The 17,104-nt window shown below is 46.5% G+C and carries 14 protein-coding genes; 2 read left to right on the top strand and 12 right to left on the bottom strand.

The window, feature by feature from the left end; all coding sequences use genetic code 11:
* The first annotated feature begins 47 nt into the window (after nt 1–47).
* Nucleotides 48–1,136 (top strand): alkene reductase, encoded by a 1,089-nt coding sequence (locus IQQ51_RS11465; RefSeq protein ID WP_193841131.1) that lies wholly within the window; start codon nt 48–50, stop codon nt 1,134–1,136.
* A gap of 208 nt (nt 1,137–1,344) precedes the next feature.
* Nucleotides 1,345–2,166 (top strand): HNH endonuclease, encoded by an 822-nt coding sequence (locus IQQ51_RS11470; protein ID WP_193841132.1) that lies wholly within the window; start codon nt 1,345–1,347, stop codon nt 2,164–2,166.
* A gap of 257 nt (nt 2,167–2,423) precedes the next feature.
* Here the strand turns inward: IQQ51_RS11470 and rlmJ are convergent, their stop codons facing one another.
* The 12 genes from rlmJ to IQQ51_RS11530 all read right to left on the bottom strand — a co-directional run bounded on the left by rlmJ (nt 2,424) and on the right by IQQ51_RS11530 (nt 17,079).
* Nucleotides 2,424–3,290, bottom strand: coding sequence for a 23S rRNA (adenine(2030)-N(6))-methyltransferase RlmJ (rlmJ, locus tag IQQ51_RS11475; protein WP_193841133.1), 867 nt, complete (start codon nt 3,288–3,290; stop codon nt 2,424–2,426).
* Between the two features lie 201 nt (nt 3,291–3,491).
* Entirely contained in the window at nt 3,492–4,445 is a 954-nt protein-coding gene (secF, locus tag IQQ51_RS11480) for a protein translocase subunit SecF (protein WP_050651199.1), read from the bottom strand.
* Nucleotides 4,446–4,447: 2 nt separating this feature from the next.
* Nucleotides 4,448–6,247 (bottom strand): protein translocase subunit SecD, encoded by a 1,800-nt coding sequence (gene secD / locus IQQ51_RS11485; protein WP_017061263.1) that lies wholly within the window; start codon nt 6,245–6,247, stop codon nt 4,448–4,450.
* 334 nt (nt 6,248–6,581) lie between these two features.
* A complete protein-coding gene (locus IQQ51_RS11490; RefSeq protein WP_122081475.1) occupies nt 6,582–7,046 on the bottom strand; it encodes a hypothetical protein in 465 nt (154 codons plus the stop codon).
* Nucleotides 7,047–7,331: 285 nt separating this feature from the next.
* The gene (locus IQQ51_RS11495; RefSeq protein WP_193841134.1) at nt 7,332–10,100 is read right to left on the bottom strand and encodes a M16 family metallopeptidase; all 2,769 of its coding nucleotides are present in this window, start codon (nt 10,098–10,100) and stop codon (nt 7,332–7,334) included.
* A gap of 239 nt (nt 10,101–10,339) precedes the next feature.
* A complete protein-coding gene (locus tag IQQ51_RS11500; protein ID WP_193841135.1) occupies nt 10,340–11,170 on the bottom strand; it encodes a LytR/AlgR family response regulator transcription factor in 831 nt (276 codons plus the stop codon).
* 72 nt (nt 11,171–11,242) lie between these two features.
* Nucleotides 11,243–12,277, bottom strand: a complete 1,035-nt coding sequence (locus tag IQQ51_RS11505) for a sensor histidine kinase (RefSeq protein ID WP_193841136.1) — start codon at nt 12,275–12,277, stop codon at nt 11,243–11,245.
* Nucleotides 12,277–13,569 (bottom strand): hypothetical protein, encoded by a 1,293-nt coding sequence (locus IQQ51_RS11510; RefSeq protein ID WP_193841137.1) that lies wholly within the window; start codon nt 13,567–13,569, stop codon nt 12,277–12,279. The genes IQQ51_RS11505 and IQQ51_RS11510 overlap by 1 nt, the downstream gene beginning before the upstream one ends.
* Before the next feature lie 9 nt (nt 13,570–13,578).
* Entirely contained in the window at nt 13,579–14,361 is a 783-nt protein-coding gene (locus tag IQQ51_RS11515) for an outer membrane lipoprotein-sorting protein (protein ID WP_193841138.1), read from the bottom strand.
* Nucleotides 14,354–15,652: an ABC transporter permease gene (locus tag IQQ51_RS11520; RefSeq protein ID WP_193841139.1), complete on the bottom strand. Its 1,299-nt coding sequence runs from the start codon at nt 15,650–15,652 to the stop codon at nt 14,354–14,356. The genes IQQ51_RS11515 and IQQ51_RS11520 overlap by 8 nt, the downstream gene beginning before the upstream one ends.
* Nucleotides 15,640–16,338, bottom strand: a complete 699-nt coding sequence (locus tag IQQ51_RS11525) for an ABC transporter ATP-binding protein (protein WP_193841140.1) — start codon at nt 16,336–16,338, stop codon at nt 15,640–15,642. Before IQQ51_RS11525 ends, IQQ51_RS11520 begins: the two co-directional genes overlap by 13 nt.
* Before the next feature lie 66 nt (nt 16,339–16,404).
* Entirely contained in the window at nt 16,405–17,079 is a 675-nt protein-coding gene (locus IQQ51_RS11530) for a hypothetical protein (protein WP_193841141.1), read from the bottom strand.
* Nucleotides 17,080–17,104: the final 25 nt, after the last annotated feature.

The raw sequence follows: 17,104 nt of genomic DNA on the forward strand, positions 1-17,104 counted from the left end.
CCCCAATAAAAAACGAAAGATCACAGCATTAAAACAAGGTAGAAACCATGAACAAATTATTCGAAGCATCAGAACTGAAAGGCCTAGCACTACAAAACCGCGTGGTTATGGCACCCATGACACGCGCTCGTACTAGCCAACCTGGAAACGTGCCAAACGACATGATGGCAACCTATTACCAACAACGCGCAAGTGCTGGGCTGATCATCACGGAAGCGACGCAGATCTCTGATGACTCTCAAGGTTACTCATTCACACCCGGCGTTTATACCGATGCACAAATCGAAGGTTGGAAGTCAGTAACAACAGCAGCAAAAGCACAAGGTGCCGCGATATTCTGCCAGCTATGGCATGTAGGCCGAGTATCACACCCTACCTTTCAAAAAGGCGAGTTACCGATTGCACCTTCTGCATTAGCTCCAATAGAAACGCAGGTTTGGATCTCTGATGAGAATGGTAACGGCAACATGGTGGATTGCATCCAACCAAGAGAGATGACCCAAGCAGACATCGATCGTGTTGTTCAAGATTTTGCTAACTCAGCGAAAAAAGCAGTCGAGGCAGGGTTCAACGGAGTGGAAATCCACGGTGGCAATGGCTACCTGATTGATCAGTTCCTAAGAACTAACTCAAACAAACGTACCGACAACTACGGCGGTAGCCGCGAGAATAGACTTCGCTTTCTAATTGAAGTCGTGGATGCAGTGATTGATGCAATTGGCGCAGACAAAGTAGGCGTACGCTTGGCTCCGTTCATCACCTTCAAAGACATGAACTGCCCAGATATCGTGCCAACGATTTTAGAAGCTTCAAAAGCGCTACAAGCTCGTAATATCGCTTATCTGCACCTTTCAGAAGCCGACTGGGATGATGCTCCAGTTATCCCTGAAAGCTTCCGTGTAGAACTAAGAGAACTGTTCTCTAACACCATTATCGTCGCTGGCAGTTACACACCAGAGCGCGCCGAAGAAGTGTTAAGTAAAGGCTACGCCGACCTCGTCGCATTCGGTCGCCCATTCGTTGCTAACCCAGACCTAGTTTCACGCCTACAAAACGGCAGCGAGCTAGCACAACTCGACGGCGCTACGTTATTCGGCGGCAACGAAAAAGGCTATATCGATTATCCGGCTTTGTAGTTGTATAGCATTAAACACGCACCAAGCCTGCATGAGTCCTGCAGGCTTGCCTCTTTAGAAACGTGACCAATCCGATACCTTTTCACACCCAAGAATTCACTTGCATATTTTCATTTAAACCACTGTTATATTTGAACTTTATATGAAGTTTAAATTATAGAAATATCAATAATAATTAGAATTTAGACGAACAAACGAGGACTCTCCATTGTTCAACGTAGGACAGGTTTACAATCGACGCACAGATATACACGGTCGTTACAAAGGTCAGCAATATGGTGGTATCGCTACACCTGCAGCCCACCCATATGTATTTATCTTCACTAGCGATGCTGGTGAAGAATTTGGCTACTCTGATGGTTTTAGTGCAGACGGCACTTTCCGATATACAGGAGAAGGGCAAGAAGGTGATATGCAGATGGTTAAAGGAAACTTGGCCATCTTTGAACACCAAAGCAACCTTAAAGAGATTCTCTTATTTGAATCTGTCTCTACTGGTTTTGTTAGATTCGTCGGAGTCTGCAACTACATCTGTCATCACATTGAGCAACGCCCCGACAAGAACGACCAACTTCGTGATGCAATAGTCTTCCATCTAGATATCGTCCCACAAAGTGTCGGCAATAGCATTCAAACACCAAAAACTTCATACTTAACGAAGCCAACTAAAAGTAAATCATTGAAGCAATTACGAGACATCGCCTTAGCTTCAACACCACTTAAAGCTGACCCCAAAGAACAACTCACGCATGTGAAGTATCGCAGTGAAGCCATTAAGCTTTACGCAAAAAAGAGGGCAAATGGTATCTGTGAAGGTTGTGGAGTGCCCTCACCTTTTGAGACCAAGTCAGGTCCTTACCTAGAAGTACATCACCTGACACGGTTAGCGGATGGCGGCGCTGATTGCCCTGAAAATGTGATCGCACTTTGTCCGACCTGTCATCGAGAAGCACACTACTCGGTGGGAGCTGCCGATTTCAATGCAAAGCTCATCGAGAAAGCGCTAAAGATTGAAGAGCAACTGTTGTAAACATTTCCTTCAGGCAAAAGAAAGGCTCGCATGACTAGTGCGAGCCTAATGCAGTTTAGGGGGTAAACCACAATCTAGTTTAATTATTTAACTTATGAGCCATTATGCACTTGTGCGCATTGATATTCTATTTTTAAATGATTCACTGCAATTAATCAATCGATAAAAGTTAGCGTTTGGTCAATTTAAACCACATAGATAACAGTGATTTAGTGAGTGATGTCTAGAAAACTTCATAAAACCCATAAAAATCAGATCTATAAGCTTCTCATTTGCCAGTAACCTTCACCATTAGTCGCGAGTTGGCTGTGTAAATAATCGAGCGTATCTGCGACCGTTCCCGCAATGCCTTGTGGGGGATTGAACAGCAACAAACCACTGCCGATCAGGCGATCATCACCCTTGGGATCTCGAAGGCGAAGCTCCGACTTGATCGGACTTGGTAGCAAGCCATCTTTCACCGCTGTCACACAGTGGTTCAGAATCAGTGAGCTCTTATCATCCGTGTAAAGCGGATACCAAATCAGGGCCGATACCTTCTCAGATTGCTGATATGCCTTAACCAAGGCATCGACCACCGCGAGATATTCAGAATCGGTTTCATAGGGTGGATCGATAACAATCAGGTGATGGTTGTTGTGTTTTGCTATGTCGTCAGGCAGTGCTTTCAAGCCATCGCCCGCGGTAATGGTGAGCTTACTTGAGACATCAAGATCGCGTTGCAGCTTCTCAATGTTGGTTTGTAATAAGTCGGCTTCATCTTGCTGAATGTCTGAAAAATAGAAGCTATCTTGGCTGCGGCCTTGTTGGTAGGTGATGGCTGCAGAACCCGGATAAAGAGAGATAAGTTGATTCGGATTGTAGTATTCCAGTACCGACATAAAAGAGCTGAATGCCGGAGGAAGATAAGCCTTGTTTCGCCACAAGTACCCGACCCCTTCAGCAAACTCACCAGCATGATTACTTGGTGCAGTGGTGAGGTCATAACACCCGGTACCAGAGTGGGTGTCGATAACATTGAGGCGTGAATGTTGCTGCATTAATGACTGAACAAGTGCACTCAATACTGGATGCTTTAGCGCATCACCATGGTCGCCTACATGACATTGATGTCGATATTCCATTCCCTTGCCTCATTTCTACGAACGTCATCTAAACATACTTCATATCATGAGGGCTTGCCTGCTCAATCCATCGTTTTTTGAAATAGGCTCTCTTTTCTGTAACTGTTTGACTCTTATAAAAAATAAAGCCCCTCGTTTTGCTATAAACGAAGGGCTTTGTTGACGTTACTGACTAAGTTGTACTGTTAACCAATAGAGAGCCTAAGGGTACTCGCCCTCAACTTCTACTGGCGCTTTCACTTGGTAGTGACAAGGCTGTAGACCAAGTAACTTAGGCAGTGTGATACCTACTGAAACTGAAGACCACGTACCGCTGACAATACCCACAACCAGTGCAATCGCGAAACCTTGTAGTGCCGCGCCACCCAGTAGCCAAAGTGCTGATACAGTGATTAGCGTTGTACCTGAAGTCACCATGGTGCGTGAGAAGGTCGCTTTAACCGATTCGTTAAGCAGGTTGTCAGTGTCACCATTTGGATTACCACGCAGCATTTCACGAACACGGTCGGCAATGATGATCGAGTCATTCAATGAGTAACCCAAAATCGCCAACACGGCTGCCAATACGGTCAGGTTGAACTCGAACTGAGTGAACGCAAACAGACCCAAGATAAGCGTCACGTCATAGATGATCGCGGCAAGGGCGCCGAGTGCTAAACGCCATTCAAAACGTACACTCAGGTACAGCATGATCATTAGGAAACACACCAATACCGCTAAGCCACCTTGGTCAACCATGTCTTGACCTACTTGAGGGCCAACCACGCTGCTGTTAAGCACTTTTACTTGGTCACTTACAGAAGACAAAGCATCCACTAAGTTTGGCTGTGGAGCGTCTGTCAGTTGGCTATAACGGATTGTCCAGCGATCCTGTTCTGCCATACCAACCACTTGCACATCTTGTTGGAAGGCCGTATTAAGCTTTGTTTTTAACGCATCTTTGGTGACTTGATCAGAGAGCTGAACCTCAGCAACCACACCACCTGTGAAGTCCAAGCCCCAGTTAAAACCTTTCACCGCCACCAGCATCACAGAGCTCATGAACAGCACAATAGATATCGCAGACATCACCTTACGAAGGCGAGTCATATTCTTATCCGAAATATAGCCATTTGAAAAATAGCGGTCTGAAATAGTCATTTTTGAAGTACTCATGCTTAAATCCTTACATCGTGGCGTTGGTCACGCCCCCAAACCAAATTGATGATCGCTCGTGAAGCAAAAATGCCCGTGAACATACTGGTTAGAAGACCTAAGCCCAGTGTCAGAGCGAAGCCCTGAATCGGTCCATTACCGATTGTGTATAGAGCCACAGCAACGATCATGGTGGTGACGTTAGCATCGAAAATTGACGAGAATGCGCTATCGAAACCACGATCGATAGAGCTAGCAAAGCTGCGCCCTTCTTTCATCTTGTCTCGAATACGCTCGAAGATAAGCACGTTAGTGTCTACCGCCATACCAACGGTCAGTACCAAGCCCGCAATACCCGGCAGAGTTAATACCGCACCCGGTAGCAAGGCAATCAAACCAAACAACGTGGTCATGTTAACCACCAATGCACAGTTCGCGACCCAACCAAGGCGGCGGTACCATAGCGCCATAAACGTTAGAGTAAGACCAAGGCCAAGAGCCAAAGCAGCAAAGCCATTCGTTACATTTTCAGCACCCAGAGATGGGCCAATAGTACGCTCTTCAATGATGGTAACAGGCGCTGTTAATGAACCCGCACGTAGCAGTAGAGCAAGCTCTTGTGCTTCTGCCATGCTGCCTGCACCTGTGATTCTGAAACGGCTACCCAGTTGAGATTGGATGTTCGCAACACTGATCACTTCACTGGTTTTTTCGCTGTTACCGGCTCTGTCACGGCTGTATTCACTGTAAACGGTCGCCATTGGCTTACCGATGTTATGGCGAGAAAACTCAGACATTTTCTTACCACCAGAAGAATCCAACGTGATGTTGACTTCTGCACTGCCCATTTCACCAATGCCACTGCGTGCATCGATAATGTGTTCACCGCTCAGCACTGCTTTGCGAGCAACCACTACACGATTACCATCTGAATCTTTCAGAGTTTGAGTATTGCGCGTTGCGTTGTCGTACACAGAGTAGAACGCTAATGAAGCCGTAGCACCAATCACGTCTTTCGCAGCTGCAGGGTCTTGTACACCCGGTAATTCGATACGGATACGGCTTTCACCTTGGCGTTGAATCGATGCCTCAGTGATGCCTAGCTCTTCAATACGGCTGCGCATGATTTGCAGGTTTTGTTGAACCGTTAGGTTACGTAGCGTTCTTTGTTCTTCTTCAGACTGAGTTAACGTTAGCGATTTATCTGAACGGTCACGTTGCCATTGTGGGAACTCTTCACGAATCAGTTTCTGTGCTTTTTCGAAATCTGCATCAGTACGGAAGTTAAACTCAACTTGGTTATTCACCACTTTACCGCGTGCATAACGCACTTGGCTTGTGATCTCGTCGACCACAGATTGTGCTTGTGCGTGGTAAACCGGTTCCATGTCCACTTCTAGCAAGAACTGCACACCACCACGTAAATCAAGACCTAGCTGAATCGGCGCGAAGCCCATGTCAGTCAACCATTTTGGTGCTGCTGGCTCCATCGCTAGCGCAACCGTCGCGTTATCCAATAGGCGCTCATTTAGCACCTCTTTGGCTTTCGCTTGTTGCTCTGCATCTTCCAAGATGACAACCAAACGGTTGTCTTTTTGAAATGCCGATTTGGCTTGGATGCCTTCGCTCGCAAGGTATTGGGTAATTTGGCTCGCATCGATGGTCTGTTCAGAACGGTTGTTAATTTGAACCGAGGCATTCTCGCCATACCAAGAAGGTAAAGCACTCAGAACCATGATGATGATAGTGGCGATAAGCACCACGTATTTCCACTTTGAGTAGTGGTTTATTTGTTTTCTTTGAATGCGTTTTTTCACAGTCAAGATCTCTTCTTTTTACCAATCACGGTGAATAAATGATCGACACTAGCGAAGGAAAAAGGCTTGAGAACAAGGCAGGATTTTTCGATAAGTAGCTATTCTACAATCAAAAATTCTAACGCAGTTATCGAGCATTTTAACCAGCTAGGGTGTTCAGTTATTTACTACGATTGGTATGTCTAATGTTTTGCGAACACGAGCTATGGCTAATCACAACCAGAACAAGCTGATTGAAAGATAGTGATGCTAAAGCTGATGTCGCTATGTTTGTGTTGGTTAACTGGCGAGCTCAACGGGCACAAGTGACCATCGATACGACCAATTTAGGGTCAAACGATTAGCTAAGAAGTTCTCGGAAATGCGAGTATTGGATGTTGCCCTCTTTCCACCCAGCAAGCCGGGAGGACGGAGAACTCACAATGCTGGTCCAGTGCTGCTTGGAATCCAACAGTGGTGTGTTGAAAAGCAGAGAAGCCAGTAATGAAGGGGGAGAGAAGTCGATCAGTAGATGATAAGCAGGCTCAAGATCGGCCACGCTTTCTTGCTCGTTACTGAGCATACGTCTGAAGTTTGCTGCTTGAAGGCTTGATTCGGTGTCGTGATAGTTGGAACTGTCACCAGAAGGCACGGTGCCAAACTGAGCCTTATCGCACTCTAAGTAGCTCGACGGATTATCCGCATCAGCTTGTTTACAAAGATCATTTTGTGAAGATTGCTCTTGAGCCGAGTATATTTGAAATGGCTTAGAAGGAAACGAATAGCCGTTAGAATTCACTAAGCCAAAGCTCAGTAAAAACAACATTAAGACTAATCGGGTACCCAGTTTAAGCAATCTAATATCCAAACAACATTCTCGTAGATCGTCAATCTACAATACAAATGAAACGCTGTCTTGATTTAAAACATTTTTTTAGAAAATGATACGATGCAACCGATTAGGCACCCTCGTAATTTAGATTTACATAGATCTAAAACGGCTTAACAACAGTTGATGTATAGGTGTTATGAGTGGTGCAAAAATAAGAAAGCCAAGCGGTGCTCGCTTGGCTTTGAGTTGTCTCTTTCTGTTGGTTTCAGGCTTTAGGCTTTAGGCTTTTGGACGCATGATGTTCTTAACCTTACGGCTATTTTCACCAAAGATGCTTTGCACTAACACATTCATCTCTTCTACAGAGACCGATCTCGCAACACGCTCTACTTGAGACAAAGCTTCGACACCGTAATCATGGAGCAAGTAGCGAGACACATACCACGCTTGGTCGATAGAGCTCTTCTCGAGAGGCGTGAAGTCCGCTTCAAACTGTTTCACGACTGCGTGCATTTCCTTTTCAGAAACGCCTTGTAAAAGGTCTGCAATCACTTTATCGATCGCCACTTCGACTTGGTCTACATTTTCTGGCGCTATCATCGCACCAATAACCCACTCATAACTCGGCTCGCTGTCTCGTAACGTTGCATAGGTATATGGCGAGTAATCTAAGCTCAACTCTTCACGAATATAGGTATCTAGACGAGTCGCCAGCAAGCGCTGCAGTAAGTCTTCCATGAAAACATCTTTTGCCGACATTTTAACTTCAATATTAGGCACAGAGATCACTCGTAGGATGTACTCTGCACTATTCACATTGTTGATCGCTACATCAATACGTGATTCAGATGGCTGCTTGTAAGCCACCTTAAAGTCCGGAACCTCGGCATTTTCTAATGGAATCGAAGCCAAGTATTGCTCAACCAAAGGCTTTAATTCACTTGGGTCGATATCACCCACGACCACCAATTGGTTATGTCTCAATTGGCCAAACAGCTGCTGATGAAGATTAGCGACGTCTTCCACAGAAACCGTTTCAACACGCTCTTTATCTACAAGATAATGACCACTTTCCTGACGATAAATATTGTGGTTTACCGCTCGTTCAAACTGACCAACAGGGCTACTCAAGAAAGATTCTTGACCTTGTACAAATTCCTGCTTCACTGCCTCTAACTGCTCGGGAACAATTTTAGGCGCAGTGATGAAGGTATACAGCGCAGCAAACGTATCTTTGAGCCCATCTTTGTTAATACTAAATTCAACACCATGGCGGGTGTTGCCAATAAAGGAATCGGCTCGAATATCTTCACGATCAAAATGCGCTAAAAGCTCAGACCCCGTAAATTCACCGACACCACTTCGAGCGAAGGTAGGTAACGCAACCTCAACAGCTGGGTACAAGCTCGGATCCAAAGCGGCTTTTCCGCCGAGGCTCATGTACATCACCCCAACATCATCACCTGCCTCATAATCACGCAGGTACCACATGTCGATGCCATTGCTTAACGTCCACTTTTGGATGTATGGGTCGACAGACATTTGTTCAGCAAGTACAACCTCGCCTTGTGAGCTAGGTACAGCAAAAGCACTGGCTGTTCCTATCGCAAGCGGCGCAATTCCCGCCTCGCTATACGTGGCTTTTAAACTATCGAGAGAGTTGATGATCGCTGTTCTGTCTTCGGAGTCATCCATCCCAATAACAATAAAGTAATCATCAGAAAGTAGATTCTTGATGTTGTCGTTAATCACTTCAAGGCTCAAGTTAGCAATGAAGGCTTCCAAACTTGCTTGATAGTCGTTCTGTGATTGGACGATTCGATCAGTGACTAACGCACTCGCTTTGTAGTTCGCGTGTTCAACGCTATCCAATTTATCCCAGTCATGCTCGATGTTATCCAGCAAGTCTTGGTAATAGTGCTGTTCGCCAACAATATCCGTTTGCGAAACACCAAAATCACGCAATGATGCCAATGTAGAAAGCAGATCTTGTTGGATCACTTCACGGCCACCAGCCGGAAATCCAACACTTATTGATGAATAGTGCAGAGCGCCCATCTGATAACCATCAGACGCTATCCATTGAGTCGGCAGCGCAGCATCATTGAACACCGCTTCTAATCGTTGTCGAATCAATTGTTGAGCGGTTTCATCTAACCAGCGTTGATGCTGCTGAGCATGATTTTCAACTCTATTTAAACCTCGGTTAAACGTCAGAGTGATGCTTGGCGCTTCTCTTCCTGCGTACTCAACATAATCGCCTTCATTGAATAACGTCGTTTCCTGTTTCTCTGGTCTCGGCGTATCGCCACGCTCCCAGCTAGAAAACTTTTCTTCAATGAGTGGAATCACGGTTTTGATGTCCACATCACCAGAAACGACCAGCTCAACTATTTGAGGTTGATACCAAGTCTGATAAAAGTTGGTGATGCCTTGAGGAGTGGCATTCACGATCGACGATTTAGTCCCTAATGCATCTTGCGATTCGTACGGGCCGCCTTCAATGAAGTAATCATAATATATATCTCCGAATGACTTATCATCGAGGCGAGCCATACGGAACTCACCAAGAACCACGCCTTTTTCTTTTTCGACTTCTGAACTTGATAGATCCAGACCGTCACCAATGTCACGCATCCACGTCAGGGCAGACTGCAATTGGATGTTATCTGGCAAATCTAACTGGTAGACCGTCTCTTCATAAGAGGTGTAGGCATTAATATCAGCACCAAAGCTAGCGCCTGCGTCTTCGAATAGACGAATCACATCGTTCTGAGAGAAGTTTTTACTGCCATTAAATGCCATGTGTTCCAAAAAGTGCGCGTAGCCTTCTTGTTGAGAAGTCTCTTGAATCGAACCGGCGTGCACGACTAAACGTACGGAGACAGATTCTTCATGATCTGGATAAACATGGTAGGTAAAGCCATTTTCTAGTTGGCCTGAAGTCCATGCCGGATCCGGCTGGATTGGCGTTTCGGTAGTTTTTGATGTTGAGCTACAGCCAACTAAGGTGAGGCATAGAGCCGTCGCTAAATAATATGTTTTCATAACAACCTCTTAATGTCATTCACCGACAATATACAGATTGAGCCAACGATTATTATTTAATATTGAACCGTATGAGTATCTTTGTGATCTAGATCTTTATTTTATAAATCATCAATCGTTATGTAAGATCGCTATACTCATTTAAAGTGGTGTTTTGATAAGAGCCTATTACATCGATTTTAGACTCGCTAACTACATCTATTTAAAATCAATAAGCTACATAAATTTCAGCCTGTTCGCTACATACCCTTAAACAACGCTTGCGAGGCACGGCTGATCGGTAGCTTTTCCCCTGACACATACGCCGACATCTGACCTGAGAGCCCTTTCTTCACCTTATCGATGGCCGAGACTTTCACCACCACTGAGCGGTGGATCTGCCAAAACTCATCAGGATTGAGCTGGGCGATCAGCTCTTTTAGTGATACGCGAAGAATAAACTCTTCTAGAGAGCCGCCTTGGCCTTTTTTGAATATCGAGACGTACTTGTCTTCTGCTTTGAAGTAAGCCACATCATCGACGGCGATTAGGTGAATGTCTTCACCGACACTGGCTTTGAGCCACGTGAGGTGCTGTTGCTTGTTTTGCTGTGACGTCGATTGTGAGAGCTGCTGAAGTTGACTCATTAACGCCGTGATATCGGGTTGTTCTGGCATAATACCTGATTGTGTTTGATTGCTCGACAGACGTGCTTGCACCTTCTGACATGTGGCCAGTAAACGCTCTTCATTGATAGGCTTAAGCAGGTAATCCATCGCATTGTGCTCAAAAGCTTTGACCGCGTATTCGTCATAAGCCGTGATAAACACAATCAATGGCGGTGAAGCTAGCTTGTTGAGTTGTTTCACCAGCGAGATGCCATCTAGCTCAGGCATACGAATATCGAGAAAAGCCACGTCGGGCTTAAGCTGCTGAATACTCTGCATCGCCTCCAAACCATTTTGTGCCTTGCTGACGATCTCTAGCTCCGGCCAAACCTCAGCCAAACTCTTGTCTAGGTGGTGCCTTAACAGTGCTTCATCGTCTGCGATAATCGCCGTTACGCTCGGCTGTACTGCTGGGTTGTTCATGGTTAGTCCTTTAAATTCACACTGTAAATCGTCTATTTTTCGTCACTGCTCTGTGTTTTCTGGTCTGTAATTTTAGGCAGCTGCGTCAGTCAGCGGTAACAAGATCGTCGAGACGACCCCGCCTTCAACGTGTTCAGTAATCGTTAGGCTCGCCTTATCACCATACAGGGTTTCAATTCTTTGACGAATATTGCTCAACCCAACACCGTGCCCCGTATTCGCAGAAGGCGTTTTCAACCCAGCGCCATTATCAGCCACTTCAATTTTTAGCTGCAGTGCTTGTTGAGTAATACGAATATTCACTTGGCCACCAGCGGCTTTGGGCTCGATGCCATGCGTGAGTGCATTCTCAACCAAGGGTTGAATCAAGAACGGTGGAATCACCTGCAAATCACTAATCTCGTGTGTTTCAATCGAGAACGTTAAGCGCTCACCCAAGCGTATCTTTTGGATATTAAGATAAGCGTCTAACAAGTCGACCTCTTGTGCGATGGTCGATTGCTCGGTGCGGCTGTTTTTCAAAGTTACACGCAATAAGTCAGTCAGTTTTTCGAGCATCAACTTGGCTTTCGCGCTGTCACTCTCAATCAATACATTGATGGTCGCAAGCGTGTTGAACAAGAAGTGCGGTTCAATTTGGCTTTGCAGTTGCTTAAGCTGGCTTAGCACCACCACCTTTTCTTGGTCTGCCTGACGACGCTTGGCCACTTCCAATTCGTTATCGGCACGTAACTGCTGCTCTCGTGTGTAGAAATAGTAATAGCAAACCGAACAGAAGATCACACCGAGCAAGACTACGGATTTAAGGTCCGAGATATTGGCCCCGAAATACCCGTTCAACCAATAGTGCGCGTTCAAGGTACCAAAGGTCATCGCGATCACCATTGAGATACCCACTTCAAGCGTTCGAGATGTCCTCTTAAACAACTTCACCAAGATGAAAGAAGAACCTACGGCGCTGTAACCAAAGCCAAAACTGATTGCCAGGTTAACCGTTAATCCGCCGCCCCAAATCGTATGGGTTGTAATCGCAATAAGAACACAAAATAGCGTGGTGAACGCGAAACTCTTAATCCATGAAAATCGACTGTTTGATGAAGTGTCCATTAAAATCGTCCTTTGATATTTAAGAGAATCATATGACTATCGGGTAAGTTGGCGTAAGCAGAATCACTTTTACCGCCTAGAAAGCGTGCAGCAAGTTCCAAATCCAACGATGAATTGCCATTATCTAAAGCCTGATAATTGAGCCACTGAGTCGCAATAAAGCCTCCGTCTTGGGGAGACAACATAACATCGAATGTTGGCGTGATATCTTCAAGCCAGCCATGTGTCGAATCCAAAGACCAGTGAAACATGATGTTGTGTTGAACCAAATTGGCGTGCTGATAACCTTGAGCATAAGAACCACCCAGTGATGCTGTCATCGGATTAACCAACAAAGACTCGGCACTTTCTATTGCGCTTTGCCATTCAGAGTTACTCCAAGCACGGCTATCAAACCAGTATTCCAACACCACATTGTGGCCGGTGTCGTTGGCCCATGTTAATCCGGCTAACGCTTGATAAGCCTCACCCTGCTGTTCGAGATAAACCGGTTTAAGCATTGAGTTGGACTGACTGTAACCAAGGCTTTGTCGTTGATAGACCACAGAGCCATGAAACTCCCAAGCGAGATTGAGCACGGACACTAAACTCGCCCCAAGCAAGCCATGGCGCACATCGTCGTAGTAAGCGATCCATTGGTATTCGTGATCGCCCACTAAGTTGTAACGACGTAAGCCAAAGCCTTGTTGCTGGTTCTGTTTTTCGAACTCATTCACGTCTTGTGACGTCCATGACGAATCACTGTAAAGCAGGGTCCACTCACCCGTCATATCGAACAGTGACGCCGAGGCCACACCTGCGCCCTCTTCTGCAACAATGCCCACAGGGTTTTGTCGATAAGGCTTGATGATGTCTAAAGGTCGATAGCCATAACCCACACCCCAGTCAAGGCGAACCTTGCCGAGCGTGACATCAAGATAGTGGTCACCGAACGCTGAATTCGACAGCTCAACCCCACCTTGCCAAAACAACTCACGCACAATGAATTCCGATTCAAAGCTCGCCTCTTGCCCTTGAGGGTTGTTGCTCAAAATATCGTTGGCTTTGACTGCGAACAGACCAAGCCAATTGCCATAGCCAACCTCTAGATCCAGCAAGCCATTTAAAGACTGACGATTATCAGATGGTAAGGGGCTAAATGGCGACTCTCTCGATTCAACCGACTCAGCGCTCAGTTGCCAATCCCACGCTAAGCTCAGGTCGTCCGCTTGAATCGTGTTACTCACACAAGACAAGGCAAACAAAATAGCGATTGAAGACTTGATGTGGAATCGGCAATTGGAAGCTTTCATGACGTCCACCTACAGACCAGATACGCTGTTACGCGATAAGTAAGCAGGGTTGTAGTATTTATCCGCTAAGCTTTGTTCGCTCACCTCGCGATACTCAATCACAGTTTTCTTGCTTGGTTGAATCTTATCGAGCAAGGTCATCGACACCACGGTGGGTAATCCATCACGCACGCCTTCAGTAAACCAAGCTTGTTTCGCCAACTTTCCTGAACGCAGATACAGATCCGCTTTAACTGGGAATGCTCGGTCTGCCGTTAACCACAGATCAATCGATTGATAGCTGGCACCCTTGGTTTTCGCCGCAAGCTTTAGATGATGGGTAATTAGTGTCTCGCCAGTCGGTATCTCAACTTGTTGCTCGGCAACCCACTCACCTTGGTAATCTTCGCTCCAAGTGAGCGTCGAGATATCCCCCACAGAAGCTTCACCCAATAGCTTTTGCATCGGTGTGATACGAATTGGTCGACGAGATTTCGGCATCAACAACCAATAGTTATCTTCAATCATCAGCATCTTTTGACCAGCCTCGACGGCTGATTTGAACACCACCAACGACTCTCGGTTTGGTCTTGTATAGACGTTGTATTCACGGGTTTTGTCTAGTTGGTCGTCTTGATACAGCGCCACCAGAGAGACCACCTTGGACGCTTGTGCGCTGTTCAACCGGTAACTATCCGCCTTGGCGATCATCTCTGTGACTTGTTGTGAATCGACTGCCCAGCTTGGTGTCGATGCTAGAACCAAAACCAATACAGAACCTAAAACTGTGAGTGAACGAGTAAATTTATACATAAACCAGCGCCTCCGTGATTGGCTTATTCACGCCTTTGCGAGCAGAGAAATAAGCAGCCAGCAAACATATCGTCAGCACACCTAAAGTGGCGTAACTAACTAGTTCCAAAGAGAAGTAAATGTTGAGTGGGTAACCCTCGGTTCTGCCGGGAGGTGGTGGCATTTGTATATCCACCACCAGCAATAACACCGACACTAAGCCACTCACTAAAGCGCCAATCGCGCTGCCAATCACAGCCAACAATCCCGCCTCTTTTAAGAAGCCTGCCACGATTTCAGAAGGGTAACTGCCGAGTGCTGACAAGGTGCCAATTTCTCGAGTGCGCTCGGTCACCGACATGGTCATGGTGTTAAACAACGACACAAACACCACCAATGCCATCACTGCGCCCATTATGCCGAAGATACGGTCGTAAAGATCTTTAACCTTGGTGTAGAAAAACGCGCGATCTTGCCACGGGGTGATCTCGATCTCTGTGCCTTGATCGCTTTGGCTCGCACTATTTCGATCTAAAGCAGTTTGGATACGCTGTTGAACGGTCGAGGTCTTGCTGGTTTCAAACAGGAACACCGACAAGGTACTGACTTTGTCTGAGGCCAAAAGCTCTTGCGCGGTAGTGATGTGTACATATAACTGACGTTTGTCTAGTTCAGGTACCCCTGTCGAGTAGATGCCCTGCACCTTAAAATCAAAGGCGTTCAAAGCACCGTCACTGGTGGTCGCGAGCAATGTGACCCAGTCGCCAACGGCAACTTTGAGGTTACGAGCAAGGTCGGTTCCCAGCATCACTTGTGGCTCTTGGTTGTCGTATCTTGGAGATTTCACATCAGAGAGAGTTTGACCACTGCGCACATCAAGGAATGGTCCTTTCATGTCGAACTCACGTTCATTAACGCCCGTTCCCATAAAGATGGTCGACTTACTGCCGTTAGAAACCAAGCCGCTGAAATAGACTCGTGGTTGAACGCCGCGCACGTCGCTGTCACCAATAATGCTCTTGGTGAGCGCTTGAACATTATCCAGACCATTGCTCAGCGGCATGTCTTCATCTTGCTCAAAATAACCCGGTGTGCTCAAAGTGAGATGACCAGTATCGCGCGCGGTTGATTCACGCAGAGATTCATAGGTGTAAAGCCCATAGCCTCCAGCCGAGGTCAGCGCAAATACGGCAATTGCGATGATCAATACCGAGAGCAGACTGCGGCGACCGTTTCTCAATAAATTAAGCCACGCCAAACGCACCGAAGTAGGAAGCAAAAACGTGCTCATTCTTTGTGTTAACTTGCCCATGAGATCGCCTCCGTGGTTGCAGCTTGTGGCGCCAGTTGGCCATCGATAAGTTCAATCACTCGGTCGCAACGCTGCGCCATTCTTGGGTCATGCGTTGCGACAATAAAGGTGGTGCCCATCTCGTGGCCGAGCTCTTTCATAATGTCGATCACAAGGTTGGCAGTGTGGCTGTCTAAGCTCGCGGTCGGCTCATCGGCAATCACTAAGTTTGGCTTGTGGATTAGCGCTCTGGCTATTGCGACACGTTGCTGCTGGCCGCCTGAAAGGTTGTCTGGGCGGTGATGTACATATTCACCTAGCCCTACACGCTCTAACATGTCTTGCGCTCTGGCCTGTTGTTCTTGTTTCGAGCATTGGTTCAACATCAATGGATAAGCGACGTTTTCTAGCGCGGTCATCACAGGAACCAGATTGAAGCGCTGAAATACAAAACCCAACGATTGACGACGAAAGCGTGCAGCGGCGATTTTTTCTGTCGGATACGGTTGGCCATCAATATTGATCTGTCCTCGATAGCTCATATCCAACAAACCAAGAATATTCAAAAGTGTGCTTTTTCCAGAACCCGACGGGCCACACAACGCCACCATTTCACCGCGCTGGATATGTCCGTCGACCCCGTTTAATGCATCAACACGTTGACCGCCCGTGACATATGCTTTGCCGATATCTTTAAATTCAATCATTCCTTTGTCCTCCACTGACCCATCATTCTTAAGCGTTCGCAGTTGTTAATGAGCTTTAGTAAACCGCTATTTGGCTTTCGCTATTAGGGCTTTCGCCGTCATGGTCTCGATGTTGCCAGCATCGGTGTTTTCCATTTTTTCAAGCCACACCTGTGCTTGCTCGAAGTCTTCAGCACGAATCGATGCGGTAATGGCGTAACGGTAAATCCACGAGGTCGCCGCGAAATGTTGTTGTTGGAAATCATCTTCCGCGAGTAACGAGAGGAACAGGTCGTAACCACGGTCAAAGTGGTTAAACATGTCTGGCAGAGAGGTGTAAGTCACCGCAGCCATTGCGCGAGTTAAGTAAGAGTCTGGTAACCCTTGAACACGAGGTTGTTCATGAATGAGTTGGTCTTCGTCTTTCAGCAGCACCAGTGATTTATCAATGGTTGATAAGCCTTTCTCCACATACTTCATCTTGTTCCAAGGTAAGAACGCATCACGCCCCATTAAGGTTTCTGTGCTGCCTAAGTAGACCAAGGTCAGTGGTGTCGCGCCGTCTTGTTGCAGCGTGTCATTGAGGCGTTCATACGCCACCTCAACCAAGTCTTCATTGCCTTGCGCCGCTTGGTTGTAGATATCAAGCACGTCTGAACTTGGATTAGCTAGCGCCAGCGTTGGAGCGAGTGAAGCAAACCCAATTAAAAATGAACGACGAAACAGAGCAGTAAGTGAGTTGGAAGTGTTTGAAGCTGTCATGATGTGTAATCCCTTTCAAATGTTG

The sequence above is a fragment of the Vibrio sp. OPT18 genome (assembly GCF_015163615.1).
Classification (GTDB): Bacteria; Pseudomonadota; Gammaproteobacteria; order Enterobacterales; family Vibrionaceae; genus Vibrio; species Vibrio coralliirubri.

Coding starts and splice junctions, on each gene's coding strand:
- rlmJ (WP_193841133.1), bottom strand. CDS start 3,290: ATGGAATATCGACATCAATGTCATGTAGGCGACCATGGTGATGCGCTA.
- IQQ51_RS11505 (WP_193841136.1), bottom strand. CDS start 12,277: ATGGACACTTCATCAAACAGTCGATTTTCATGGATTAAGAGTTTCGCG.
- IQQ51_RS11525 (WP_193841140.1), bottom strand. CDS start 16,338: ATGATTGAATTTAAAGATATCGGCAAAGCATATGTCACGGGCGGTCAA.
- IQQ51_RS11465 (WP_193841131.1), top strand. CDS start 48: ATGAACAAATTATTCGAAGCATCAGAACTGAAAGGCCTAGCACTACAA.
- IQQ51_RS11510 (WP_193841137.1), bottom strand. CDS start 13,569: ATGAAAGCTTCCAATTGCCGATTCCACATCAAGTCTTCAATCGCTATT.
- IQQ51_RS11500 (WP_193841135.1), bottom strand. CDS start 11,170: ATGAACAACCCAGCAGTACAGCCGAGCGTAACGGCGATTATCGCAGAC.
- IQQ51_RS11520 (WP_193841139.1), bottom strand. CDS start 15,652: ATGGGCAAGTTAACACAAAGAATGAGCACGTTTTTGCTTCCTACTTCG.
- IQQ51_RS11495 (WP_193841134.1), bottom strand. CDS start 10,100: ATGAAAACATATTATTTAGCGACGGCTCTATGCCTCACCTTAGTTGGC.
- IQQ51_RS11490 (WP_122081475.1), bottom strand. CDS start 7,046: ATGTTGTTTTTACTGAGCTTTGGCTTAGTGAATTCTAACGGCTATTCG.
- secF (WP_050651199.1), bottom strand. CDS start 4,445: ATGAGTACTTCAAAAATGACTATTTCAGACCGCTATTTTTCAAATGGC.
- IQQ51_RS11530 (WP_193841141.1), bottom strand. CDS start 17,079: ATGACAGCTTCAAACACTTCCAACTCACTTACTGCTCTGTTTCGTCGT.
- IQQ51_RS11515 (WP_193841138.1), bottom strand. CDS start 14,361: ATGTATAAATTTACTCGTTCACTCACAGTTTTAGGTTCTGTATTGGTT.